The sequence below is a fragment of the Uliginosibacterium sediminicola genome, assembly GCF_039631295.1.
GTDB classification, from domain to species: Bacteria; Pseudomonadota; Gammaproteobacteria; order Burkholderiales; family Rhodocyclaceae; genus Viridibacterium; species Viridibacterium sediminicola.
The window spans coordinates 218,126-233,908 of sequence record NZ_JBDIVE010000001.1; the positions used below are offsets into that span (position 1 = coordinate 218,126).

Consider the following 15,783-nt stretch of genomic DNA (forward strand, 5'->3'; position numbering starts at 1 on the left):
CTGCCGGAAAACGCATAGCGCGATGCACTCCACTCATAGTATTGCGCCTGTTCGGGCAATGTATATAGTTTTTCACACCCGCTTCCTCACAGAGAAGATCCGATGAAAACATGCCACCTCGCAAAGTCGAGCATGTATCGGCAGAAAGTAGCGCGATGAGCGTCTTCATCATCCGCCGCTTGCTGCAGAGCCTTGCCGTACTCAGCGTTACTGCCTTGCTGGTCTTCCTTGGTGTATATGCCATTGGCGACCCCACCGAGATGCTCATCGCACCCGATGCCAGCGCGGCCGAGCGCCTACAGGTCATCACCTCGCTGGGGCTGGACAAACCACTCTGGCAGCAATTCATGCACTTCGTGTGGAATGCGCTGCATGGCGATCTGGGCCGCTCCTTCGTGTTCAACCAGCCTTCGATCAGCCTGATCCTGCAGCGCCTGCCGGCCACCCTCGAACTCACCCTGGTCGCGCTGCTGCTGGCGCTGGGTCTGGGTATTCCGCTAGGGCTGATCTCCGGCCTCAAGCCGGGCAGCCGCCTTGATGCCGGCATCATGACCGGATCGATCTTCGGCTTCAGCCTGCCAAGCTTCTGGCAAGGCATGATGCTGATCATGGTGTTCTCGGTGTGGCTCGGTTGGCTGCCCTCGACGGGACGCGGCGAGATCGGCAGCTTCCTCGGCATCCACTCCAGCCTGTTCACGCTCGACGGTCTCTCGCACCTGATCCTGCCCGCCGTCAATCTCTCGCTGTTCAAACTCTCCCTGGTGATCCGCCTCACCCGCTCTGGTGTGCGCGAGACCATGTCGCTGGATTTCATCAAGTTCGCCCGCGCACGCGGCCTCTCCGAGGCGCGCATCGTCGGCGTGCATGTGCTCAAGAACATCATGATCCCGCTGATCACCGTGGTCGGCATGGAGCTGGGCAGCATGCTGGCCTTTGCGGTGGTCACCGAATCGATCTTCGCCTGGCCGGGCATCGGCAAGCTGCTGATCAACTCGATCATGAGGCTCGATCGCCCGGTGGTCGTCGCCTACCTGCTTGTCATTGTCACGCTGTTCATCCTTATCAACCTGCTTGTCGACCTGCTCTATTCGCTGATCGATCCACGCATCCGCCTCGGAGGCCAGCGATGAAGCCCGCTCTCTCATGGTTCGCCCGCCTGCGTAACGGCAATACGCCCAGCGGCCGCATGCTCGCCGGCATCCTCGCTAGCCCGCTGGCCACACTGTCAGCCTGTGTCTGTCTGCTGCTGCTCTTCGCTGCACTCTGCGGGCCCTTTCTGGTGGCGCAGAACCCCTACGATCTGGCCGCGCTGAATATCCTCGACTCGAAACTGCCGCCCGGCAGCAGCGGTTTCGAAGGCGCCAACTACTGGCTGGGCACCGACGGTCAAGGCCGCGACATGCTCTCGGCGATGGTCTATGGCTTGCGCACCAGCATCGGCGTCGGTGTCTTCTCCGGCGTGCTGGCGATGGCGGTTGGCACCTTGCTTGGGCTGATCGCCGCCTACTTCGGCGGCCGCCTCGACAGCCTGATCATGCGCAGCGTGGACCTCATGCTGGGCCTGCCCACCATCCTCGTCGCGCTGATGTTGCTGGCGGTGCTCGGCCAAGGTGTCGGCAAGGTGATCTTCGCGCTGACCCTGGTGCAGTGGGCACATTTCGCACGCACCGTGCGCAGTGCGGCCTTGGTCGAAAAGCAGAAGGACTATGTCGAAGCTGCCATCACCCTGGGCATCAGCACGCCGCGCATCTTGCTGCGCCACCTGCTGCCGAACTGTCTGCCGCCGGTGATCGTCGTCGGCATGCTGCAGGTGGCCAGCGCCATCTCGGCCGAGGCAACGCTGTCCTTCCTCGGCATCGGCCTGCCGATCACCGAACCCTCGCTGGGCCTGCTGATCGCCAATGGTTACGAAACCCTGATGTCCGGCGAATACTGGATCAGCTTCTATCCGGGCATGCTCCTGCTGGTCCTGGTGTTCAACATCAATATTGTTGGCGACCGCGTGCGCGAAGTTCTCAACCCCAGAACAGGAGAACGCTGATGAGCAGCCCTGAGATCCTGCTCGACGTCGCGCATCTGTCGACGCATTTCGAAACCCGGCGCGGCGTCATGAAGGCGGTGGACGACATCAGTTTCCGCATCCATGAGCGCGAGATCGTCGGCCTCGTTGGCGAATCCGGCTCGGGCAAGTCGATCACCGGTTTCTCGATCCTCGGCCTGCTCGACCCACCGGGGCGCATCGTCACCGGCAGCATCCGCTTCAAGGGCCAGGACCTCGTCGGCCTGCCCGCCGCACAGATGCGCGCGCTGCGCGGCAAGCGCATCGCAATGATCTTCCAGGACCCGATGATGACCCTCAATCCGGTGCTCAGCATCGGCACGCAGATGATGGAAACCGTGCTGGCGCACGACAAGGTCTCGCGCGCAGAAGCGCGGCAGCGCAGTCGCGACGCGCTGGGCATGGTCGGCATCGCCTCGCCGGAAGAGCGCCTCGATGCCTATCCGCACCAGTTCTCTGGCGGCATGCGTCAGCGTGTGGCAATCGCCATCGCCCTGCTGCACCGGCCGGACCTCATCATCGCCGACGAGCCAACCACCGCGCTGGACGTGACCATCCAGTCGCAGATCCTGTTCGAGGTCAAACGTCTGGCGCGCGAGTTCAACATGGCGCTGATCTGGATCAGCCACGACCTCGGCGTGGTCGCCGGCCTGGTCTCGCGCATCATGGTGATGTATGCCGGCCGCATCGTTGAAGCCGGCCCGGTGTCCAGCGTGCTCGACCAGCCCGCGCATCCCTACACCGCCGGCTTGCTGGCGGCGATTCCGGCGATGACCCCCAAGGGCATGCCGCTGCAGCCGATTCCCGGCATGGCGCCGGCGCCCAATCTGCGCCCGGCCGGCTGTGCTTTCCAGGACCGCTGCCGCCACGCCGATGCGGCCTGTCAGAGCACCCCGCCGACCGGCATGCTGGGTGAGCAATACTGGCAATGTGCCCACCCGCTGATCCACACCTCGCACAAGGAGCCGGCATGAGCACGCCGCTGATCGAAGCGCGTCAGGTCTCGCGCCGTTTCTCACGCGGACTGGACGCCGCCGAGCGCCTCGCCCGCTGGCTGGGCGCACCGCTCGACGAACAGGTGGTGCACGCCGTCGACGAAGTCAGCCTCAGCGTTGCCGCCGGTGAAGTGCTGGGCCTGGTCGGCGAATCGGGCTGTGGCAAATCGACCCTCGGCCGTGTGCTCGCCGGCATCATGCCCGCCAGCGCGGGTGAGGTGCGCTGGCAAGGCGAGCCGATCACTTCGCTGTCGGGCGACGCGCACAAGGCCATGCGCCTGGCGATCCAGATGATCTTCCAGGACCCGATGTCCACGCTCAACCCGCGCATGCGCGTGCTCGACCTGATCGGCGAAGCGCCACGCGTGCACGGTCTGGTCAGCGCCGCACAGACACGCGACTACGTCGCCAGCCTGATGCAGCGCGTCGGACTCGACCCTTCCTACATTGACCGTTACCCGCACCAGTTCTCCGGCGGCCAGCGCCAGCGCATCGGCATCGCCCGCGCGCTGGCCGTGCATCCGCGCCTGCTGATCTGTGACGAGTCGGTGGCGGCGCTGGATGTATCGATCCAGGCGCAGATCCTCAACCTGTTCATGGAACTCAAGCAGAGCGAGGCGCTGACCTACATTTTCATCAGCCACGATCTGGGGGTCATCAAGCACATGTGTGACCGTGTGCTGGTGATGTACCTGGGCCGCGTGGTCGAGACCGCCAGCACCGAAACTTTGTTCGCCCGGCCGCTGCACCCCTACACCCAAGCGCTGCTGCGCGAACAGCCGAGCCTGCAGCTGCGCGCGCAGGACTTCACGCCGATCCAGGGCGAGATCCCGTCGCCGCTCAATCCGCCGGCCGGCTGTCATTTCCACCCACGCTGCCCATACGCCGAAGCGCGCTGTCGCAGCGAGCGCCCGCAGTTGCGCGAGGCCGACAGCGGCCACCACATCGCATGCCATTTCGATATCAGCGTCTACACCCCCGCCGCTCCCACTGCGCTCAACCCGGCCTGGAACCTGGCCACCTCCGGAGATCACCCATGATCAACATCCTGCGTCCCCTCGCCACGGCCATGCTGGCACTCGGCCTCTGTGCCGCAGCCCATGCAGCCACCCTGACCATTGGCAGCTCGACCGAGCCGGCTTCGATCGATCCGCTGTTCTCGCGCACCGGCAACAACCAGAACATCGCGCAGCAGGTCTTCGACCGCCTCGTCGATAGCGACCTGCACATGCAGATCAAGCCGGGGCTGGCGATCAGCTGGTCGCAGGTGGCGCCGCTGATCTGGCAGATCAAGCTGCGCAAGGGCGTCAAGTTCCACGATGGCGCGAACCTGACGGCCGAGGATGTGATCTTCTCGCTCAATCGCGCCAAGAACGTGCCCAACAGCCCGGCGCCCTTCTCGGGCAATGTCGCCGCCATCGACAGCATCAGCGCCAGCGATCCGCTGACCTTGCTGGTGCATACCAAGCAGCCGACCCCGGACCTGATGGAGCAGATCGGCTTTGTCTACATCCTCGAAAAGAAGGTCGCCGAAAACGCCAGCGTCGAGGACTACAACAGCGGCAAAGCCGCCATCGGCACCGGCGCCTATCGTTTCCGCGAATGGGTGCCCAGCGATCACCTGAGCCTTGAACGCAATGATGCCTACTGGGGCGGCAAGCGCGATTTCGACAAGGTGATGATCCGCTTCATCTCCAGTGACGCCAGCCGCGTTGCGGCGCTGCGCTCGGGCGCGGTGGACCTGATCGATGCGGTGCCGCCCGGTGATGTGAAGAGCCTCTCCGAGATCAAGGGACTGAAGCTGTTTTCGGTCGAATCGGCACGCCTGGTCTACCTCGCGCTCGACAGCAGCCGCGACGACAGCCCCTTTGTCACCGACAAGGACGGCAAGCCGCTGAACAAGAATCCGCTCAAGGATGTGCGCGTGCGCCACGCCCTGTCAGCACTGATCAACCGCCCGCTACTGATCCGCGCCATGCTCGACGGTGCCGGCACACCGGCTGGCCAGCTGGTGCCACCGGGCGTGGCTGGACATGATCCCGCCAGCTTGCCCACCACCGCTACCCTGACCTCATTGGCCAAGTGAGCATGAGCGTGCTCGCAGACCCACAGGCGTTCAGCGCCGAGATGCACATCGAGCGCAATGTGATGGTGCGCATGCGCGACGGCGTGCATCTGGCCACCGACATCTATCGCCCGGCCCGCGCAGGCCAAGCCCTGCCCGGCCGCTACCCGGCCCTGCTCGAACGCACGCCCTACGGCAAGCAGCGCCGCTCGCGTTCGGAGCTGGAGCCCGGCATGCAGGAAGCCATGCAGCGCGAGGAAGTCGCCCTGCACTTCGTGCGCGCCGGCTACGTGGTGATCTATCAGGACTGCCGCGGCCGCTACGATTCCGAAGGCGTGTTCACCAAGTACCTGTCCGAAGCCTACGACGGTTACGACACGGCGCTGTGGCTGGTCGAGCAGGCGTGGTCCGACGGCCGCTACGGCACCATGGGCCTCTCCTACGCGGCGCACACGCAGGCGGCGATGGCCTGCCTCAATCCGCCGGGTCTGGCGGCCATGGTGCTCGACTCGGGCGGCTTCGCCAATGCCTATCACAGCGGCATTCGCCAGGGCGGCGCCTTCGAGCTCAAACAAGCTACCTGGGCCTACAACAATGCGCGTGAGAGCGTGCTCGCCAGTGGCGACGACACGGCGCGCGCGGCGCTCGATGGCGAGGACATCCGCGCCTGGTTCCAGCGCATGCCCTGGCGCGAAGGCATCTCGCCACTGCGCTGGGTGCCCGAGTACGAGCAATACCTGCTCGAACAGTGGCGCAGTGGCAGCTTTGACGACAGCTGGCGGCAAGTCGGCCTGTACCTGGAAGGCTATTACGACAGCCTGCCCAGGATTCCGATCCTGCTGATGTCCAGCTGGTATGACGTTTACGTGCGCAGCACGCTCGATAATCATGCCGGCCTGCTCAAAGCGGGCAACCGCAGCCTGCAGCTGATCATGGGGCCCTGGCTGCACGGCAATCGCAATACCTGCCACGCCGGCGATGTGACCTTCGGCACGGCGGCCACGCTGAGCGGCAATATCGCCCCAAGCTGGCTGGACTATCGCCTGCAGTGGTTCAACCAGGCTCTCAAAACGGCCGCCCCCGCAAACCCCAGCCCGGCAGTGCGCATCTTCGCGATGGGTGGCGGCAGCGGCCGGCGCACGCCTGAAGGGCGCCTTGATCACGGTGGCCGCTGGCTGGCAGCTGAGCAGTGGCCCTTGCCAGGCACACAGTTCGTCAACTACTACCTGCATGGCGATGGCCGCCTGAGCGCGCAGCGGCCCAGCAGCGGTTCGGTCGATCTCGATTACCTGTTCAATCCCGATGATCCGGTGCCGACCATCGGCGGCGCGCTGACCAGCGGCCAGCCGATCTTCGAGGGTGGCGCATTCGATCAGCGCGAGGCGCCACAATTTTTCGGTGCCAAAGGCCACGGATTGCCATTGTCATCACGCCCCGACGTGCTGAGCTTCGAGACCGCCGAGCTGGAAGAAGATGTCTTCGTCGCCGGCCCGATCAAGCTGCGCCTGTTCATCGCCAGCGATGCGCCGGATACCGACTTCACCGCCAAGCTGATCGACGTCTATCCGCCCAGCGCCGACTACCCAACCGCTTATGCGATGAATCTCAGCGATGGCATCCTGCGCTGCCGCTACCGCAAATCCTGGGAACATCCCGAGCCCCTGCCCACTGGAGAGATTGTCGAGATCACGATCGAAGCGTTTGCCACCGCCAATCTCTTCGCGCGCGGCCATCGCATCCGCGTCGACATCTCCTCGTCGAACTTTCCCAAGTACGATGTCAATCCCAATACCGGTGCGCCTGAGGGCAGCGGCCGCGTGCGCCGCATCGCCCACAACCATGTCTATTGCGGCAGCCTGCATCCGTCGGCGATCAGCTTGCCGATTGCGCCGCTGGCCACACTGAAAGGACGCTGAGCACCGATGAGCTTCACTCTCGCACTGAGCGGCCAAGCCCTGCTGCACGGCCCCTTGCAGCCAAGGGACGATAGCGCCGTGCGCGAGCTGCTGCGCGCCGACATCGCGCTCTGCAATCTGGAAGCCAGCGTCGCCAGCGATGCCGGCTGGCCGACCAAGACCAAGACCTTGCATCTGGCCACGCCAGCGGCGCTCGATTCGCTGCGCGCGCTGGGCTTTAGCAGCCTCGCCCACGCCAATAACCACGCCTTCGATCTGGGCCCGCCGGGCATCCTCGCCACCCACGCCGCGGCCAAGGCAGCGGGTCTGTCGATTGCCGGCAGCGGTCTCTGCATCGCCGAGGCAATCAGGCCCAGTCTGTTGCCGCTGGGTGCGGGTCGCCAGGCCGCGATCTTCGCGCTGGATCTGGGTCCGCAGCCGGACATCGTGTATGCCGATACCATGCGTGCCGGCATCGCCCCGCTGCGCATGCAGCGCCGCATTGCCCTGCCGCCGGAGCGCTTGCACGCGCTGCGCGAGATCCTCGCCGAGCTGGGTGATGATCGCCGCCTCGCCGCGCGCCAAGCCGTTGGCTACAGCGCGGGCGCCGCAGAAGACGGGCTGCAAGCCTTCGGCCAACACTTCATCGACGGCCCCAGCGTAGCCGCACACTGGCAGGCCGAGCCCGATGACTTCGCGCAACTGGCCCAGAGCATGGCGGCCGCGCGCGAGGCCGGACACTTTATCGTGCTGTGCCTGCACAACCACCACTGGGAACCCGAATGGCATCTCACGCCGCAGTGGTTCCCCGCCCTGGCACGCCAGCTGATCGCCGCCGGCGCCGATGTGATCCTCGGCACTGGCGCACCGGTATTGCAGCCGGCACAGCTGATCGATGGCAAACCGGTGTTCAGCGGGCTCGGCAATTTCGCCTTCCACACCCGCCGCAGCAAGCGCTACGCCGACAACAAGGTCGATGTCTGGCGCAGCGTGGCCGTACGTTTGCATATTGATGAGCGGGATCGCTGCCGCGCCATCGACGTGCTGCCCATCGCCGTCGGCCGCCCTGCAGAAGAAGGCGGCAGCGCAGGCGCACCAACACCAACGCCGCTCGCTGGCAGCGATGCGGCCGAGATCCTGCAGCGCTTCAGCTCGAATCTGGACGACGCCGGGCGCGCACTGCTGAACCCTTGATGCAGCCGTAGCTGCGCGGCACACACAGCACGCACCACACAGCACGCACCAAAAAACAAAGCGGCGGATCGTGCCTGCTGCACGATCCGCCGTCGCCCAAAGGCTGTGCAGCCTGACTTACTTCAGCTCGATCACGAACTGGCTGCGCGGCGTGCGCACCTTTTTCAGGTTCACCAGCCAGTCGCCTTCGCTGGCGCGATAGCCCAGCGGCAAGAGGATCACCGAACGCAGGCCACGTTCGCGCAGCTTGAGGATCTCGTCGACCTTGGCCGGATCGAAGCCTTCCATCGGCGTGCTGTCGACCTCTTCCTCCGCTGCGGCAATCAGCGCCGTGCCCAGCCCGATGTAAGCCTGACGTGCGGCGTGCTGGTAGTTGGTCTCGGCATCGCGCGGCGGGTAGGCGTTCAGCAACTTCTGACGATAAGCCTCCCAGCCCTCATTGCTGAAGCCGCGCTCCTCATTGACGAGGTCAAACATGGTGTTGATGCGCTCGGTGGTGTAGTTGTCCCAGGCCGCGAAGACCAGCAGGTGGGAGCAATCGGTGATCTGCGCCTGGTTCCAGGCATGCGGCTTGATCGCCTCGCGCAGCGCCGGATTGGTGACCACCAGCAGCTGATACGGTTGCAGGCCGCTGGAGCTCGCCGTCAGGCGGACCGCTTCAACGATGCGCTCGACCTTTTCAGCCGGCACGCTGCGCGTCGGATCGAATTTCTTGGTGGCATAACGCCAGTTCAGTTGTGTGTGCAAAGATGACATTCAGGACTCACTTCCATCATTAAAAATTTGGCCTGGTCGGCGACCAGGCTAAGGTCAGGGGCGGTCTCGGCCGCTCCATCAAATGCAGCATTTCAGGGGATAGCCCCCCGCCTCGGCGCCTTGCTCCATCAATCCAGCCGGATCGATGCACGCAGGCGCGAATTGAGAAAGTCGATCCACCACAGCAGGCTGCCACGCCAGAATCCATGCAGGCGCGCCTGATGTGTGCGGTAGAGCATGACGTGGCTGAGCTGGGCCAGACGTCCTTTGAAAGTCACATCCTTGAGCAAACCGAATTTGCCCAGCGAGCCATACGCGTCGTATTCCCCCAGCGACACCAGTGCGCCGAAATCGCGATAGACGAAATCCGGCAGTGGCTTGCCGCGTGTGATGAAGGCTGGCAAATGGCGCACCAGATGCTGTGCTTGCTGATGCGCGACCTGCGCCGTGGGCGGCAAGGGCCGCGCCGCGCCGGGCAAGCTGAGGCTGGCGCAATCGCCCAGGGCGAAAATCGCCGGATCTTCGGTGGTTTGCAAAGACGGGCGGACCACCAGCTGGTTGCCGGGGCGGGTCTCCAGACCATCGATCTGGGCCAGAAAGTCCGGCGCTTTGACACCCGCCGCCCAGACCCGCAAGGAAGCCGGCAAGACGCTGCCATCGCCGAGCACAAAGCCATCGGCCGTCGCTGCACTGACGCGCGTTGCCGTTTTCACAACGACGCCCAAAGAAGCCAGACGAGCCTGCGTGGCCGCCGAGATATCCTGCGGGAAGGCCGCCAGCAAGCGCGGACCGCTCTCGATCAGGGTGATCGATATCCGCGCCTCCAGTCCGGCAGCACCGTAGGCGACGGCCGTTTGCATCAATTGCACCAGCTCTGCAGCCAGCTCAACCCCGGTCGCACCGCCCCCGACAATGGCGATCGACAAGGCAGTGTCTTGCGCCAGACACTGCAGGATGCGCAGACGGATCTCGCGATTGAAGGCATCGGCCTGCTGGCGCGAATCGATGCACATGCAGTGCTCGGCCACACCCGGCGTACCGAAATCATTGGCCTGGCTGCCCAGCGCCATGATCAGGGTGTCATACGGCAGGCGACGGGCAGGCACCAGCAAACGACCGTCTGGCGCCAGCATCGGCGCGATCAGGATCTCCCGCGTCGCACGTGACAGACCGCACATCTCGCCCGGCTGATAGGAAAAGCCCGAGTCATGTGCCTGCGCCACATAGGTCGTCTGCTGCTGCGAAATATCCCGCGTGCCCGCTGCGATGGTGTGCAGCATCGGCTTCCAGACATGGGCAAAGTCGCGGTCGAGCAAGCTGACCTGCGGCGCCTGCGCGCCCGCCTTGCGCCAGCGCCGACCGAGCAGGGTGGCGATCTCCAGACCAGCCACACCACCACCCACTACCAGCAGCTTGTGCCGCCCTTGCGTGTCTGCCATCACTTGCCATCCTCTTGAATGCCTGCATCATCGGCCTGCAACGAGGCCTCGATCTGGCTTAAATAAGCCGCCATGGCGCGAGGAATTTCGCGCATATACACCTCGGCACGTGCAGGCTCGATCTCAAAACCGACATGCATGGCGCCTGCGGCCATGGCATGCAGCATGGCGGCATAGTCGGCCGCCCGCTCGGACGACAGTGCAGGCAGGCGCAGTTGCAGTACGTGCAGGATGGTGCGCACGAAATCCGCGCCATCCTCGCGGGGAACGCGACCATTGACCAGCACCAGGAAGTCCGCGTGAGCGCGAATGTAGGCGATGTACGGGCTCAGCAGATGGAGGATCACGGCCTCGGCTGTGTACTGCTGCCATAGCGCATCCGGGGTCTGCGCCAATTGCTGAGTGATCTGTCGCATGACCAGCAGATGACGCTCGCGCAAAGCGTTGAGCACCGCCTCTCGGTCAGCGAAGAAGTGATACAGCGAACCGATCGAGCTGCGCGCACGACGTGCCAGGCTGTGCATGCTGACCGCAGCTAACCCCTCGACAGCAACCAGTTCAGCCGCCGCGTCGAGGATGGCGTCCACACGCGCCTGCCCGCGCGGCTGACTTGGCTTGCGTGTAGCACTTCGCTGCTTAACAGACGCATGCGCTCCGCCACCTTTGACACGATCATGCACCATAGGCCTCACGCCCGCTTCGACACGCGGGAAGTATAGGATTATCTAGACAAAATCGTCTAGTTTTTACCTATAATTCCGCGCTTCTAACATTGCTTAGTAGGTGAATCCACTTGTGTTCAGGCTGGCAGGACGATGAGCCTCCCGCCCGGCATATGCCGGGCGGGATCAAGGATACGGGCGCGCAGCAGCCTTTCAGCGGGTACGTGCAGATTCACCATTCAGAATGCTTTGCGTGCTGAATCAGCCCGCAACAGCCGCTTTGAGCTGCGCTTGCCATGACTGTGTCGGACGGCCAATCAAGGAGCTCAGCTGATGCGTATCGTCAAACAAGCCATCCTTGGCTGCACCGCTCTCCGATGCGGCCAGCAGTCCCGCAAAACCTTCCGGCAAGCCGGCGCCGAGCAAGGCCGCCTTGTAATCCGCTTCAGGCAGATCGCGATAGATCACCGGCTTGCCCGAAACCTGTGCGAGCTCGGCGGCGAACGCCGTCAAGGTATAGGCCTGATCTCCGGCCAGCTCGTAAATCGGCTGCACGGCAGCCTCGCTGCTCAGCACCACGGCAGCAGCCTCGGCGTAATCAGCACGTGCCGCCGAGGCGATGCGTCCCTCGCCTGCGCAGCCCAGCAGCGCGCTGTACTGGATCGCCGGCGCAACACCCGCAAGGTAATTTTCGGTGTACCAGCCATTGCGCAGGAACACGTAAGGCAGCCCCGATTCCTTGATCAGTTCTTCGGTTGCCTTGTGCTCGGCGGCCAAGGGCAGCGGCGAGCTGTCTGCACGCAGGATGCTGGTGTAGGCCAGCAGCTTGACGCCGGCCTGCTTGGCCGCGTCGATCACCGCAGCGTGCTGCGCGATGCGCTGGCCCACCGCACTGCTGGAGATCAGCAAGACCTTGCTGACGCCGGCCATGGCGCTGTGCAAGCTGGCGGGCTGATCGTAGTCAGCCTGGCGCACCTGCACGCCACGCGCGGCGAAGTCGGCCACGCTCTGCGGATTGCGCACCGCTGCGACGATCTGCGCAGCAGGCACTTTGTGCAGCAAGGATTCGATAACAAGACGGCCCAACTGGCCGGAAGCGCCGGTAACGAGAATCATGATGACAAGCCTTTCTGAAATGGAGGCGCAAGGATAAACAACAAACTTACCTTTGGTAAGTACATACCTATAAGTTAGTATTAACATGCCAACATGCTTAACGAACCCGAGACTCCAGCCATGAACGAAGCGAATCCCGCCACCACGCCCCCCCATCTGATCGCCGAAGCCATGCGGCGTGGCAATGTGTTTTCCGACAAGTGCCCTTCACGTGAGGTACTCAACCACCTCACCAGCCGCTGGGGTGTGCTGGTACTGATCGGCCTGCTCGACGGCACGCATCGCTTCAGCGCGTTGCGCCGCAAGGTCAATGGCATCAGCGAGAAGATGCTGGCGCAGACCCTGCAAAGCCTGGAGGCCGATGGTTTTGTCGAGCGCACCGCCTACCCGGTCGTGCCACCGCATGTGGAATACGCGCTGACGCCGATGGGCCGTGAAGTCGGACAGATGGTCGAGCGCCTGACCGACTGGGTCGAGCTGCATCTGCCCGCCATCGCCGCCGCGCGGGAGCGCTACAAGGCAGAAAGCTGAAGGCGCCTAAAGCGCGCGGCGCATCAGCAGCGCATCGCCATAACAGGCTGGAGCGGCCTGCGCCAGGCGGACAAAGCCCGCACGCAGCCAGAAAGTCGCCGCGCCCTGCACCGCCACCAGGCGTAGCTCGCCCAAGCCCGTCGCCTGCGCGCGCGCCAGCACCGCCTGCCACAGCGCGTCGGCAATCCCCTGCCGCCGCGCCGCCGGGTGCACCGCCAGATCGTGCACGAAGAGCTGGTCAGCAGCATCCGCAGCCGGCAGCGCCTGGTGCAGCTGCGGCGGCTCGCCCGCCCAAGGGTGAGCGAACACATAAGCGAGCAGCTCCGCGCCACGCGTCGCGACAAAGCAGCAGCCGTCTCCTGCTGCAAGATGCGAGGCCAGCGCGGCCTGCGGTTCATGGTAGTCACTGGCATAGGCCGCACATTGCACGGCGTAGATGGCAGCCAGGTCAGCGGGCTGCATGGGGCGGGTCAGGTAGGACATGCAATCGGGTACGCGAGAATCAGTGCGCCATGCTACACGCAGTGCTCGCGTACGCGGTGCGTCCGCCCGCTGCGATCAGCGCTTGATGTGGCTGATCTTGGTGCCTTCGATGCTGAGGCTGGCCATCAGGCCTTGCTGGTCAGAGACGAAGGCATAGGCGTCGTCCTTGAGCGTGGTGGTCGACAGATTCTTCGCCACGCCTTCATTGACTACCACCACCGTCGGGCCAACACCAAACTCCCAGCCCTTCGAGGCCTTGAGGTATTTGACCGCCTTGTCGCTCATCAGGAAGACCACGTAGGAATACGACTGCGCGCCGGCCTGCCAGCCCCAGGAGGCGGTGACCGAGTTGTAGTAATCGCTGATGCGGCCGCTGCTGAGCAGGACGCCCTCACCATAACCGCCGCCGAAAATCAGCCCGGCCTTGATGATCTTGGGGAACACCAGGATCGCCTTGGCCTTCTTCGACAAGGTCTCGGCCAGCGGGTTGCTCTTGTACAGCGCTTGCAGGCTCTGCTGCGCATCCTTGTCCAGATCTTCGGCGCTGGCAGCCTGCGCCGGCGCGACGCACAACATTAGCGCCGCCGTGGCGGCCGCAAGCAAGGCATGGTGAAAACTGCGACGTAGCATGTTCATGATGGAGTCCTGTTCAGATCGCGTGCCCACACGGTGCGGGCAACTCCCCCTGTTTTAGTGCTACGCCGCAGGCCAGTCTGTGCGCACACGCACAGAGCCCGCGCCTGAGACGACGCTCAGCGCGCCGCCGCCCAGGCCGGCGCGAGGGCGTCGAGCATGGCGCCAAGCTGGGTCGCCCAGGCTTCGCCGCGCAGCGAATCGAGCTGGCGTTCGAGCACCAGCATGGCAAATCCATGCACCGCCGACCAGGCCAGCAGCACCTGCGGGTCGCGCGCATCGAGCGCCTGTGCGCGGCCGCTCAGCGCCGCGACCGCCTGCGCGAGCTGCGCGAAGGCCGCCTGCGAGGCCTCGCGCAACGCAGGCTCCTGCGCATCGATGCGGGCGCTGCGGAACATCAGCTGGTAGCGCGCCGGATGCGCCAGCGCAAAGCCGACATAGGCGGCGCCGAGCGCCTTGAGTCGTGCGACGGGCTCGGTCTGCACGGCCGCCGCCGCTTGCAGGGCCTGCGTCAGCGCAGCAAAGGACTGCGCCGCATAAGCGGTGAGCAAGCCGCGCGCATCGCCGAAGTGATGCGCCGGCGCCGCATGCGAAACGCCCGCCCGGCGCGCCACCGCGCGCAAGCTGAAAGCATCGGCGCCGCCTTCCGCCAGCACTTCGCCCACGGCGCTCAGCAAGGCCTGTGGCAAAGCGCCGTGGTGATAGGACGAGGGGCGGCTCGCTGCGCTGCCCTCTGCTGCCGGATCTGCCGCTGTGTTCATGATGGCCTTCGATTAGATCTTGACACTGTCTAGAAGCATACTAGAATCAACTCAAATTAGACACTGTCAAGATAACCCCGGAGCCTCAACATGCCGATCCGCCGCAATCTGCTCAGCTGGCAATACGCTGGCTACGCCGCCAACCACCGCGACCGCGTCAATATCGTGATCCATCTGCTCACCGTGCCGCTGTTCTGGCTCGGCGCCCTGAGCGGCCTGTTGTCCCTGCTGGTGCTGCAGCCCTGGGGCATCGCCGGCGGCCTGGGGCTGATGCTGCTGGCCTTCCTGGCCCAGGGCATCGGTCACCGCCGCGAGCACAATGCACCGGTTCCCTTTGATGGCGCGGGGGATTTCTTCAGCCGCATCTTCGCCGAGCAGTTCATCAGCTTTCCGCGCTACGCCCTGCGTCTGCTACGCGGCGGACGCTGAGCGCATCAGCCCCAAGCGAACATCAAGGCCGCCGACAACAGCAGCGCCAGGCTGAACGCGCCGCGCAACATCGCCGCCGGCAGACGATAGGCCAGCGCCACGCCCCAGGAAACACTGCTGAGGCCACCGATGGCCAGCGGAATGCCGATCTGCCAGCTCACATGACCAGCCAGCGTGGCCGAGGCAAAGGCCGCGAGCGCACCGGGCACCACCATGGCCAGCGCAAAGCCCTGCGCACGCGTCTGCGAAAAACCGAAGATGCTGACCAGCGCGGGCGTGACGACCAGACCGCCGCCCACTGAAAACACGCCCGACATCACACCGCTGAGCACGCCCAGCCAGGGCAAGTGCTGCGACGCCAGCAAGGGCGAGCGCTGCGGCGTGCGCGAGAGGCTGGCGCCGGCGTACAGGTAGTACAGCGCCACCACCACCAGAAAGCTGGCAAAAGCCCACTGCAGCCACTGCGCCGGCAGCGCAATGGTCAGGCGCGCCGAGACAAAGGCGAACACCGCAGCCAGCGTGCACATCGCTGCCACCGCACGCAGGTCCAGCGGCTGGCGACGGTGGTACTTGAAGCAGGCGAGCACCACATTCGGCACGATCAGCAACAAGGCCGTGCCTTGCGCCAGATGCTGGTCCATGCCGAAGTACAGACTCAGCAGCGGGATGGCGATGATGCCGCCGCCAATGCCCAGCAAGCCGCCCGCCGCCCCCAGCGCCAGGCCGGCTGCAAGAAGAATCAGGAACTGCATGGCTGGCCTGCAG

The 15,783-nt window shown here is 64.6% G+C and carries 17 protein-coding genes; 9 read left to right on the top strand and 8 right to left on the bottom strand.

Features of this window, described 5'->3' with window-relative positions; genetic code table 11:
- The first annotated feature begins 155 nt into the window (after positions 1 to 155).
- Genes ABDB84_RS01065 through ABDB84_RS01095 form a run of 7 tightly spaced genes read left to right on the top strand, consistent with a single transcriptional unit; the run spans position 156 to position 8,208 of the window.
- Complete coding sequence (locus tag ABDB84_RS01065; RefSeq protein WP_345917812.1) at positions 156 to 1,130, top strand: ABC transporter permease; 975 nt, start codon at positions 156 to 158, stop codon at positions 1,128 to 1,130.
- Entirely contained in the window at positions 1,127 to 2,041 is a 915-nt protein-coding gene (locus ABDB84_RS01070) for an ABC transporter permease (RefSeq protein ID WP_345917813.1), read from the top strand. The genes ABDB84_RS01065 and ABDB84_RS01070 overlap by 4 nt, the downstream gene beginning before the upstream one ends.
- Positions 2,041 to 3,033 carry an ABC transporter ATP-binding protein gene (locus ABDB84_RS01075; protein ID WP_345917814.1) on the top strand — a complete coding sequence of 331 codons (993 nt, stop codon included), beginning with the start codon at positions 2,041 to 2,043 and terminating at the stop codon, positions 3,031 to 3,033. Before ABDB84_RS01070 ends, ABDB84_RS01075 begins: the two co-directional genes overlap by 1 nt.
- The gene (locus tag ABDB84_RS01080) at positions 3,030 to 4,094 is read left to right on the top strand and encodes an ABC transporter ATP-binding protein (RefSeq protein WP_345917815.1); all 1,065 of its coding nucleotides are present in this window, start codon (positions 3,030 to 3,032) and stop codon (positions 4,092 to 4,094) included. Before ABDB84_RS01075 ends, ABDB84_RS01080 begins: the two co-directional genes overlap by 4 nt.
- Positions 4,091 to 5,140 (top strand): ABC transporter substrate-binding protein, encoded by a 1,050-nt coding sequence (locus ABDB84_RS01085; protein ID WP_345917816.1) that lies wholly within the window; start codon positions 4,091 to 4,093, stop codon positions 5,138 to 5,140. Before ABDB84_RS01080 ends, ABDB84_RS01085 begins: the two co-directional genes overlap by 4 nt.
- A 2-nt stretch (positions 5,141 to 5,142) precedes the next feature.
- Complete coding sequence (locus ABDB84_RS01090) at positions 5,143 to 7,035, top strand: CocE/NonD family hydrolase (RefSeq protein WP_345917817.1); 1,893 nt, start codon at positions 5,143 to 5,145, stop codon at positions 7,033 to 7,035.
- 6 nt (positions 7,036 to 7,041) lie between these two features.
- Positions 7,042 to 8,208: a CapA family protein gene (locus tag ABDB84_RS01095; RefSeq protein WP_345917818.1), complete on the top strand. Its 1,167-nt coding sequence runs from the start codon at positions 7,042 to 7,044 to the stop codon at positions 8,206 to 8,208.
- A 117-nt stretch (positions 8,209 to 8,325) separates the two neighbouring features.
- On the opposite strand, the gene ABDB84_RS01100 is transcribed toward ABDB84_RS01095, so the two are convergent.
- The 4 genes from ABDB84_RS01100 to ABDB84_RS01115 all read right to left on the bottom strand — a co-directional run bounded on the left by ABDB84_RS01100 (position 8,326) and on the right by ABDB84_RS01115 (position 12,181).
- Positions 8,326 to 8,964 (bottom strand): NAD(P)H-dependent oxidoreductase, encoded by a 639-nt coding sequence (locus tag ABDB84_RS01100; protein WP_345917819.1) that lies wholly within the window; start codon positions 8,962 to 8,964, stop codon positions 8,326 to 8,328.
- A 128-nt stretch (positions 8,965 to 9,092) separates the two neighbouring features.
- The gene (locus ABDB84_RS01105) at positions 9,093 to 10,403 is read right to left on the bottom strand and encodes an NAD(P)/FAD-dependent oxidoreductase (RefSeq protein ID WP_345917820.1); all 1,311 of its coding nucleotides are present in this window, start codon (positions 10,401 to 10,403) and stop codon (positions 9,093 to 9,095) included.
- Positions 10,403 to 10,990 carry a TetR/AcrR family transcriptional regulator gene (locus ABDB84_RS01110; protein WP_345917821.1) on the bottom strand — a complete coding sequence of 196 codons (588 nt, stop codon included), beginning with the start codon at positions 10,988 to 10,990 and terminating at the stop codon, positions 10,403 to 10,405. The genes ABDB84_RS01105 and ABDB84_RS01110 overlap by 1 nt, the downstream gene beginning before the upstream one ends.
- A gap of 336 nt (positions 10,991 to 11,326) precedes the next feature.
- Positions 11,327 to 12,181 carry an SDR family oxidoreductase gene (locus ABDB84_RS01115; RefSeq protein ID WP_345917822.1) on the bottom strand — a complete coding sequence of 285 codons (855 nt, stop codon included), beginning with the start codon at positions 12,179 to 12,181 and terminating at the stop codon, positions 11,327 to 11,329.
- 120 nt (positions 12,182 to 12,301) lie between these two features.
- Between ABDB84_RS01115 and ABDB84_RS01120 the strand changes: the two genes are divergently transcribed.
- Complete coding sequence (locus ABDB84_RS01120; RefSeq protein WP_345917823.1) at positions 12,302 to 12,712, top strand: winged helix-turn-helix transcriptional regulator; 411 nt, start codon at positions 12,302 to 12,304, stop codon at positions 12,710 to 12,712.
- 6 nt (positions 12,713 to 12,718) lie between these two features.
- On the opposite strand, the gene ABDB84_RS01125 is transcribed toward ABDB84_RS01120, so the two are convergent.
- The 3 genes from ABDB84_RS01125 to ABDB84_RS01135 all read right to left on the bottom strand — a co-directional run bounded on the left by ABDB84_RS01125 (position 12,719) and on the right by ABDB84_RS01135 (position 14,589).
- A complete protein-coding gene (locus ABDB84_RS01125) occupies positions 12,719 to 13,174 on the bottom strand; it encodes a GNAT family N-acetyltransferase (RefSeq protein WP_345917824.1) in 456 nt (151 codons plus the stop codon).
- 96 nt (positions 13,175 to 13,270) lie between these two features.
- Positions 13,271 to 13,831 carry a lipid-binding SYLF domain-containing protein gene (locus ABDB84_RS01130; RefSeq protein ID WP_345917825.1) on the bottom strand — a complete coding sequence of 187 codons (561 nt, stop codon included), beginning with the start codon at positions 13,829 to 13,831 and terminating at the stop codon, positions 13,271 to 13,273.
- A 116-nt stretch (positions 13,832 to 13,947) separates the two neighbouring features.
- Positions 13,948 to 14,589 (bottom strand): TetR/AcrR family transcriptional regulator, encoded by a 642-nt coding sequence (locus tag ABDB84_RS01135; RefSeq protein ID WP_345917826.1) that lies wholly within the window; start codon positions 14,587 to 14,589, stop codon positions 13,948 to 13,950.
- Between the two features lie 90 nt (positions 14,590 to 14,679).
- Here ABDB84_RS01135 and ABDB84_RS01140 point away from each other — a divergent pair, with 90 nt between their 5' ends.
- On the top strand, positions 14,680 to 15,018 hold the full coding sequence (locus ABDB84_RS01140; protein WP_345917827.1) for an Mpo1-like protein: 339 nt from the start codon (positions 14,680 to 14,682) through the stop codon (positions 15,016 to 15,018).
- A 5-nt stretch (positions 15,019 to 15,023) separates the two neighbouring features.
- Here the strand turns inward: ABDB84_RS01140 and ABDB84_RS01145 are convergent, their stop codons facing one another.
- Positions 15,024 to 15,770, bottom strand: a complete 747-nt coding sequence (locus ABDB84_RS01145) for a sulfite exporter TauE/SafE family protein (protein ID WP_345917828.1) — start codon at positions 15,768 to 15,770, stop codon at positions 15,024 to 15,026.
- Between the last annotated feature and the right edge of the window lie 13 nt (positions 15,771 to 15,783).

What these genes read in the sequence shown, in the direction of transcription:
- ABDB84_RS01065 (WP_345917812.1), top strand. Translation starts at nt 156, where the DNA reads ATGAGCGTCTTCATCATCCGCCGCTTGCTGCAGAGCCTTGCCGTACTC.
- ABDB84_RS01070 (WP_345917813.1), top strand. Translation starts at nt 1,127, where the DNA reads ATGAAGCCCGCTCTCTCATGGTTCGCCCGCCTGCGTAACGGCAATACG.
- ABDB84_RS01075 (WP_345917814.1), top strand. Translation starts at nt 2,041, where the DNA reads ATGAGCAGCCCTGAGATCCTGCTCGACGTCGCGCATCTGTCGACGCAT.
- ABDB84_RS01080 (WP_345917815.1), top strand. Translation starts at nt 3,030, where the DNA reads ATGAGCACGCCGCTGATCGAAGCGCGTCAGGTCTCGCGCCGTTTCTCA.
- ABDB84_RS01085 (WP_345917816.1), top strand. Translation starts at nt 4,091, where the DNA reads ATGATCAACATCCTGCGTCCCCTCGCCACGGCCATGCTGGCACTCGGC.
- ABDB84_RS01090 (WP_345917817.1), top strand. Translation starts at nt 5,143, where the DNA reads ATGAGCGTGCTCGCAGACCCACAGGCGTTCAGCGCCGAGATGCACATC.
- ABDB84_RS01095 (WP_345917818.1), top strand. Translation starts at nt 7,042, where the DNA reads ATGAGCTTCACTCTCGCACTGAGCGGCCAAGCCCTGCTGCACGGCCCC.
- ABDB84_RS01100 (WP_345917819.1), bottom strand. Translation starts at nt 8,964, where the DNA reads ATGTCATCTTTGCACACACAACTGAACTGGCGTTATGCCACCAAGAAA.
- ABDB84_RS01105 (WP_345917820.1), bottom strand. Translation starts at nt 10,403, where the DNA reads ATGGCAGACACGCAAGGGCGGCACAAGCTGCTGGTAGTGGGTGGTGGT.
- ABDB84_RS01115 (WP_345917822.1), bottom strand. Translation starts at nt 12,181, where the DNA reads ATGATTCTCGTTACCGGCGCTTCCGGCCAGTTGGGCCGTCTTGTTATC.
- ABDB84_RS01120 (WP_345917823.1), top strand. Translation starts at nt 12,302, where the DNA reads ATGAACGAAGCGAATCCCGCCACCACGCCCCCCCATCTGATCGCCGAA.
- ABDB84_RS01125 (WP_345917824.1), bottom strand. Translation starts at nt 13,174, where the DNA reads ATGCAGCCCGCTGACCTGGCTGCCATCTACGCCGTGCAATGTGCGGCC.
- ABDB84_RS01130 (WP_345917825.1), bottom strand. Translation starts at nt 13,831, where the DNA reads ATGAACATGCTACGTCGCAGTTTTCACCATGCCTTGCTTGCGGCCGCC.
- ABDB84_RS01135 (WP_345917826.1), bottom strand. Translation starts at nt 14,589, where the DNA reads ATGAACACAGCGGCAGATCCGGCAGCAGAGGGCAGCGCAGCGAGCCGC.
- ABDB84_RS01140 (WP_345917827.1), top strand. Translation starts at nt 14,680, where the DNA reads ATGCCGATCCGCCGCAATCTGCTCAGCTGGCAATACGCTGGCTACGCC.
- ABDB84_RS01145 (WP_345917828.1), bottom strand. Translation starts at nt 15,770, where the DNA reads ATGCAGTTCCTGATTCTTCTTGCAGCCGGCCTGGCGCTGGGGGCGGCG.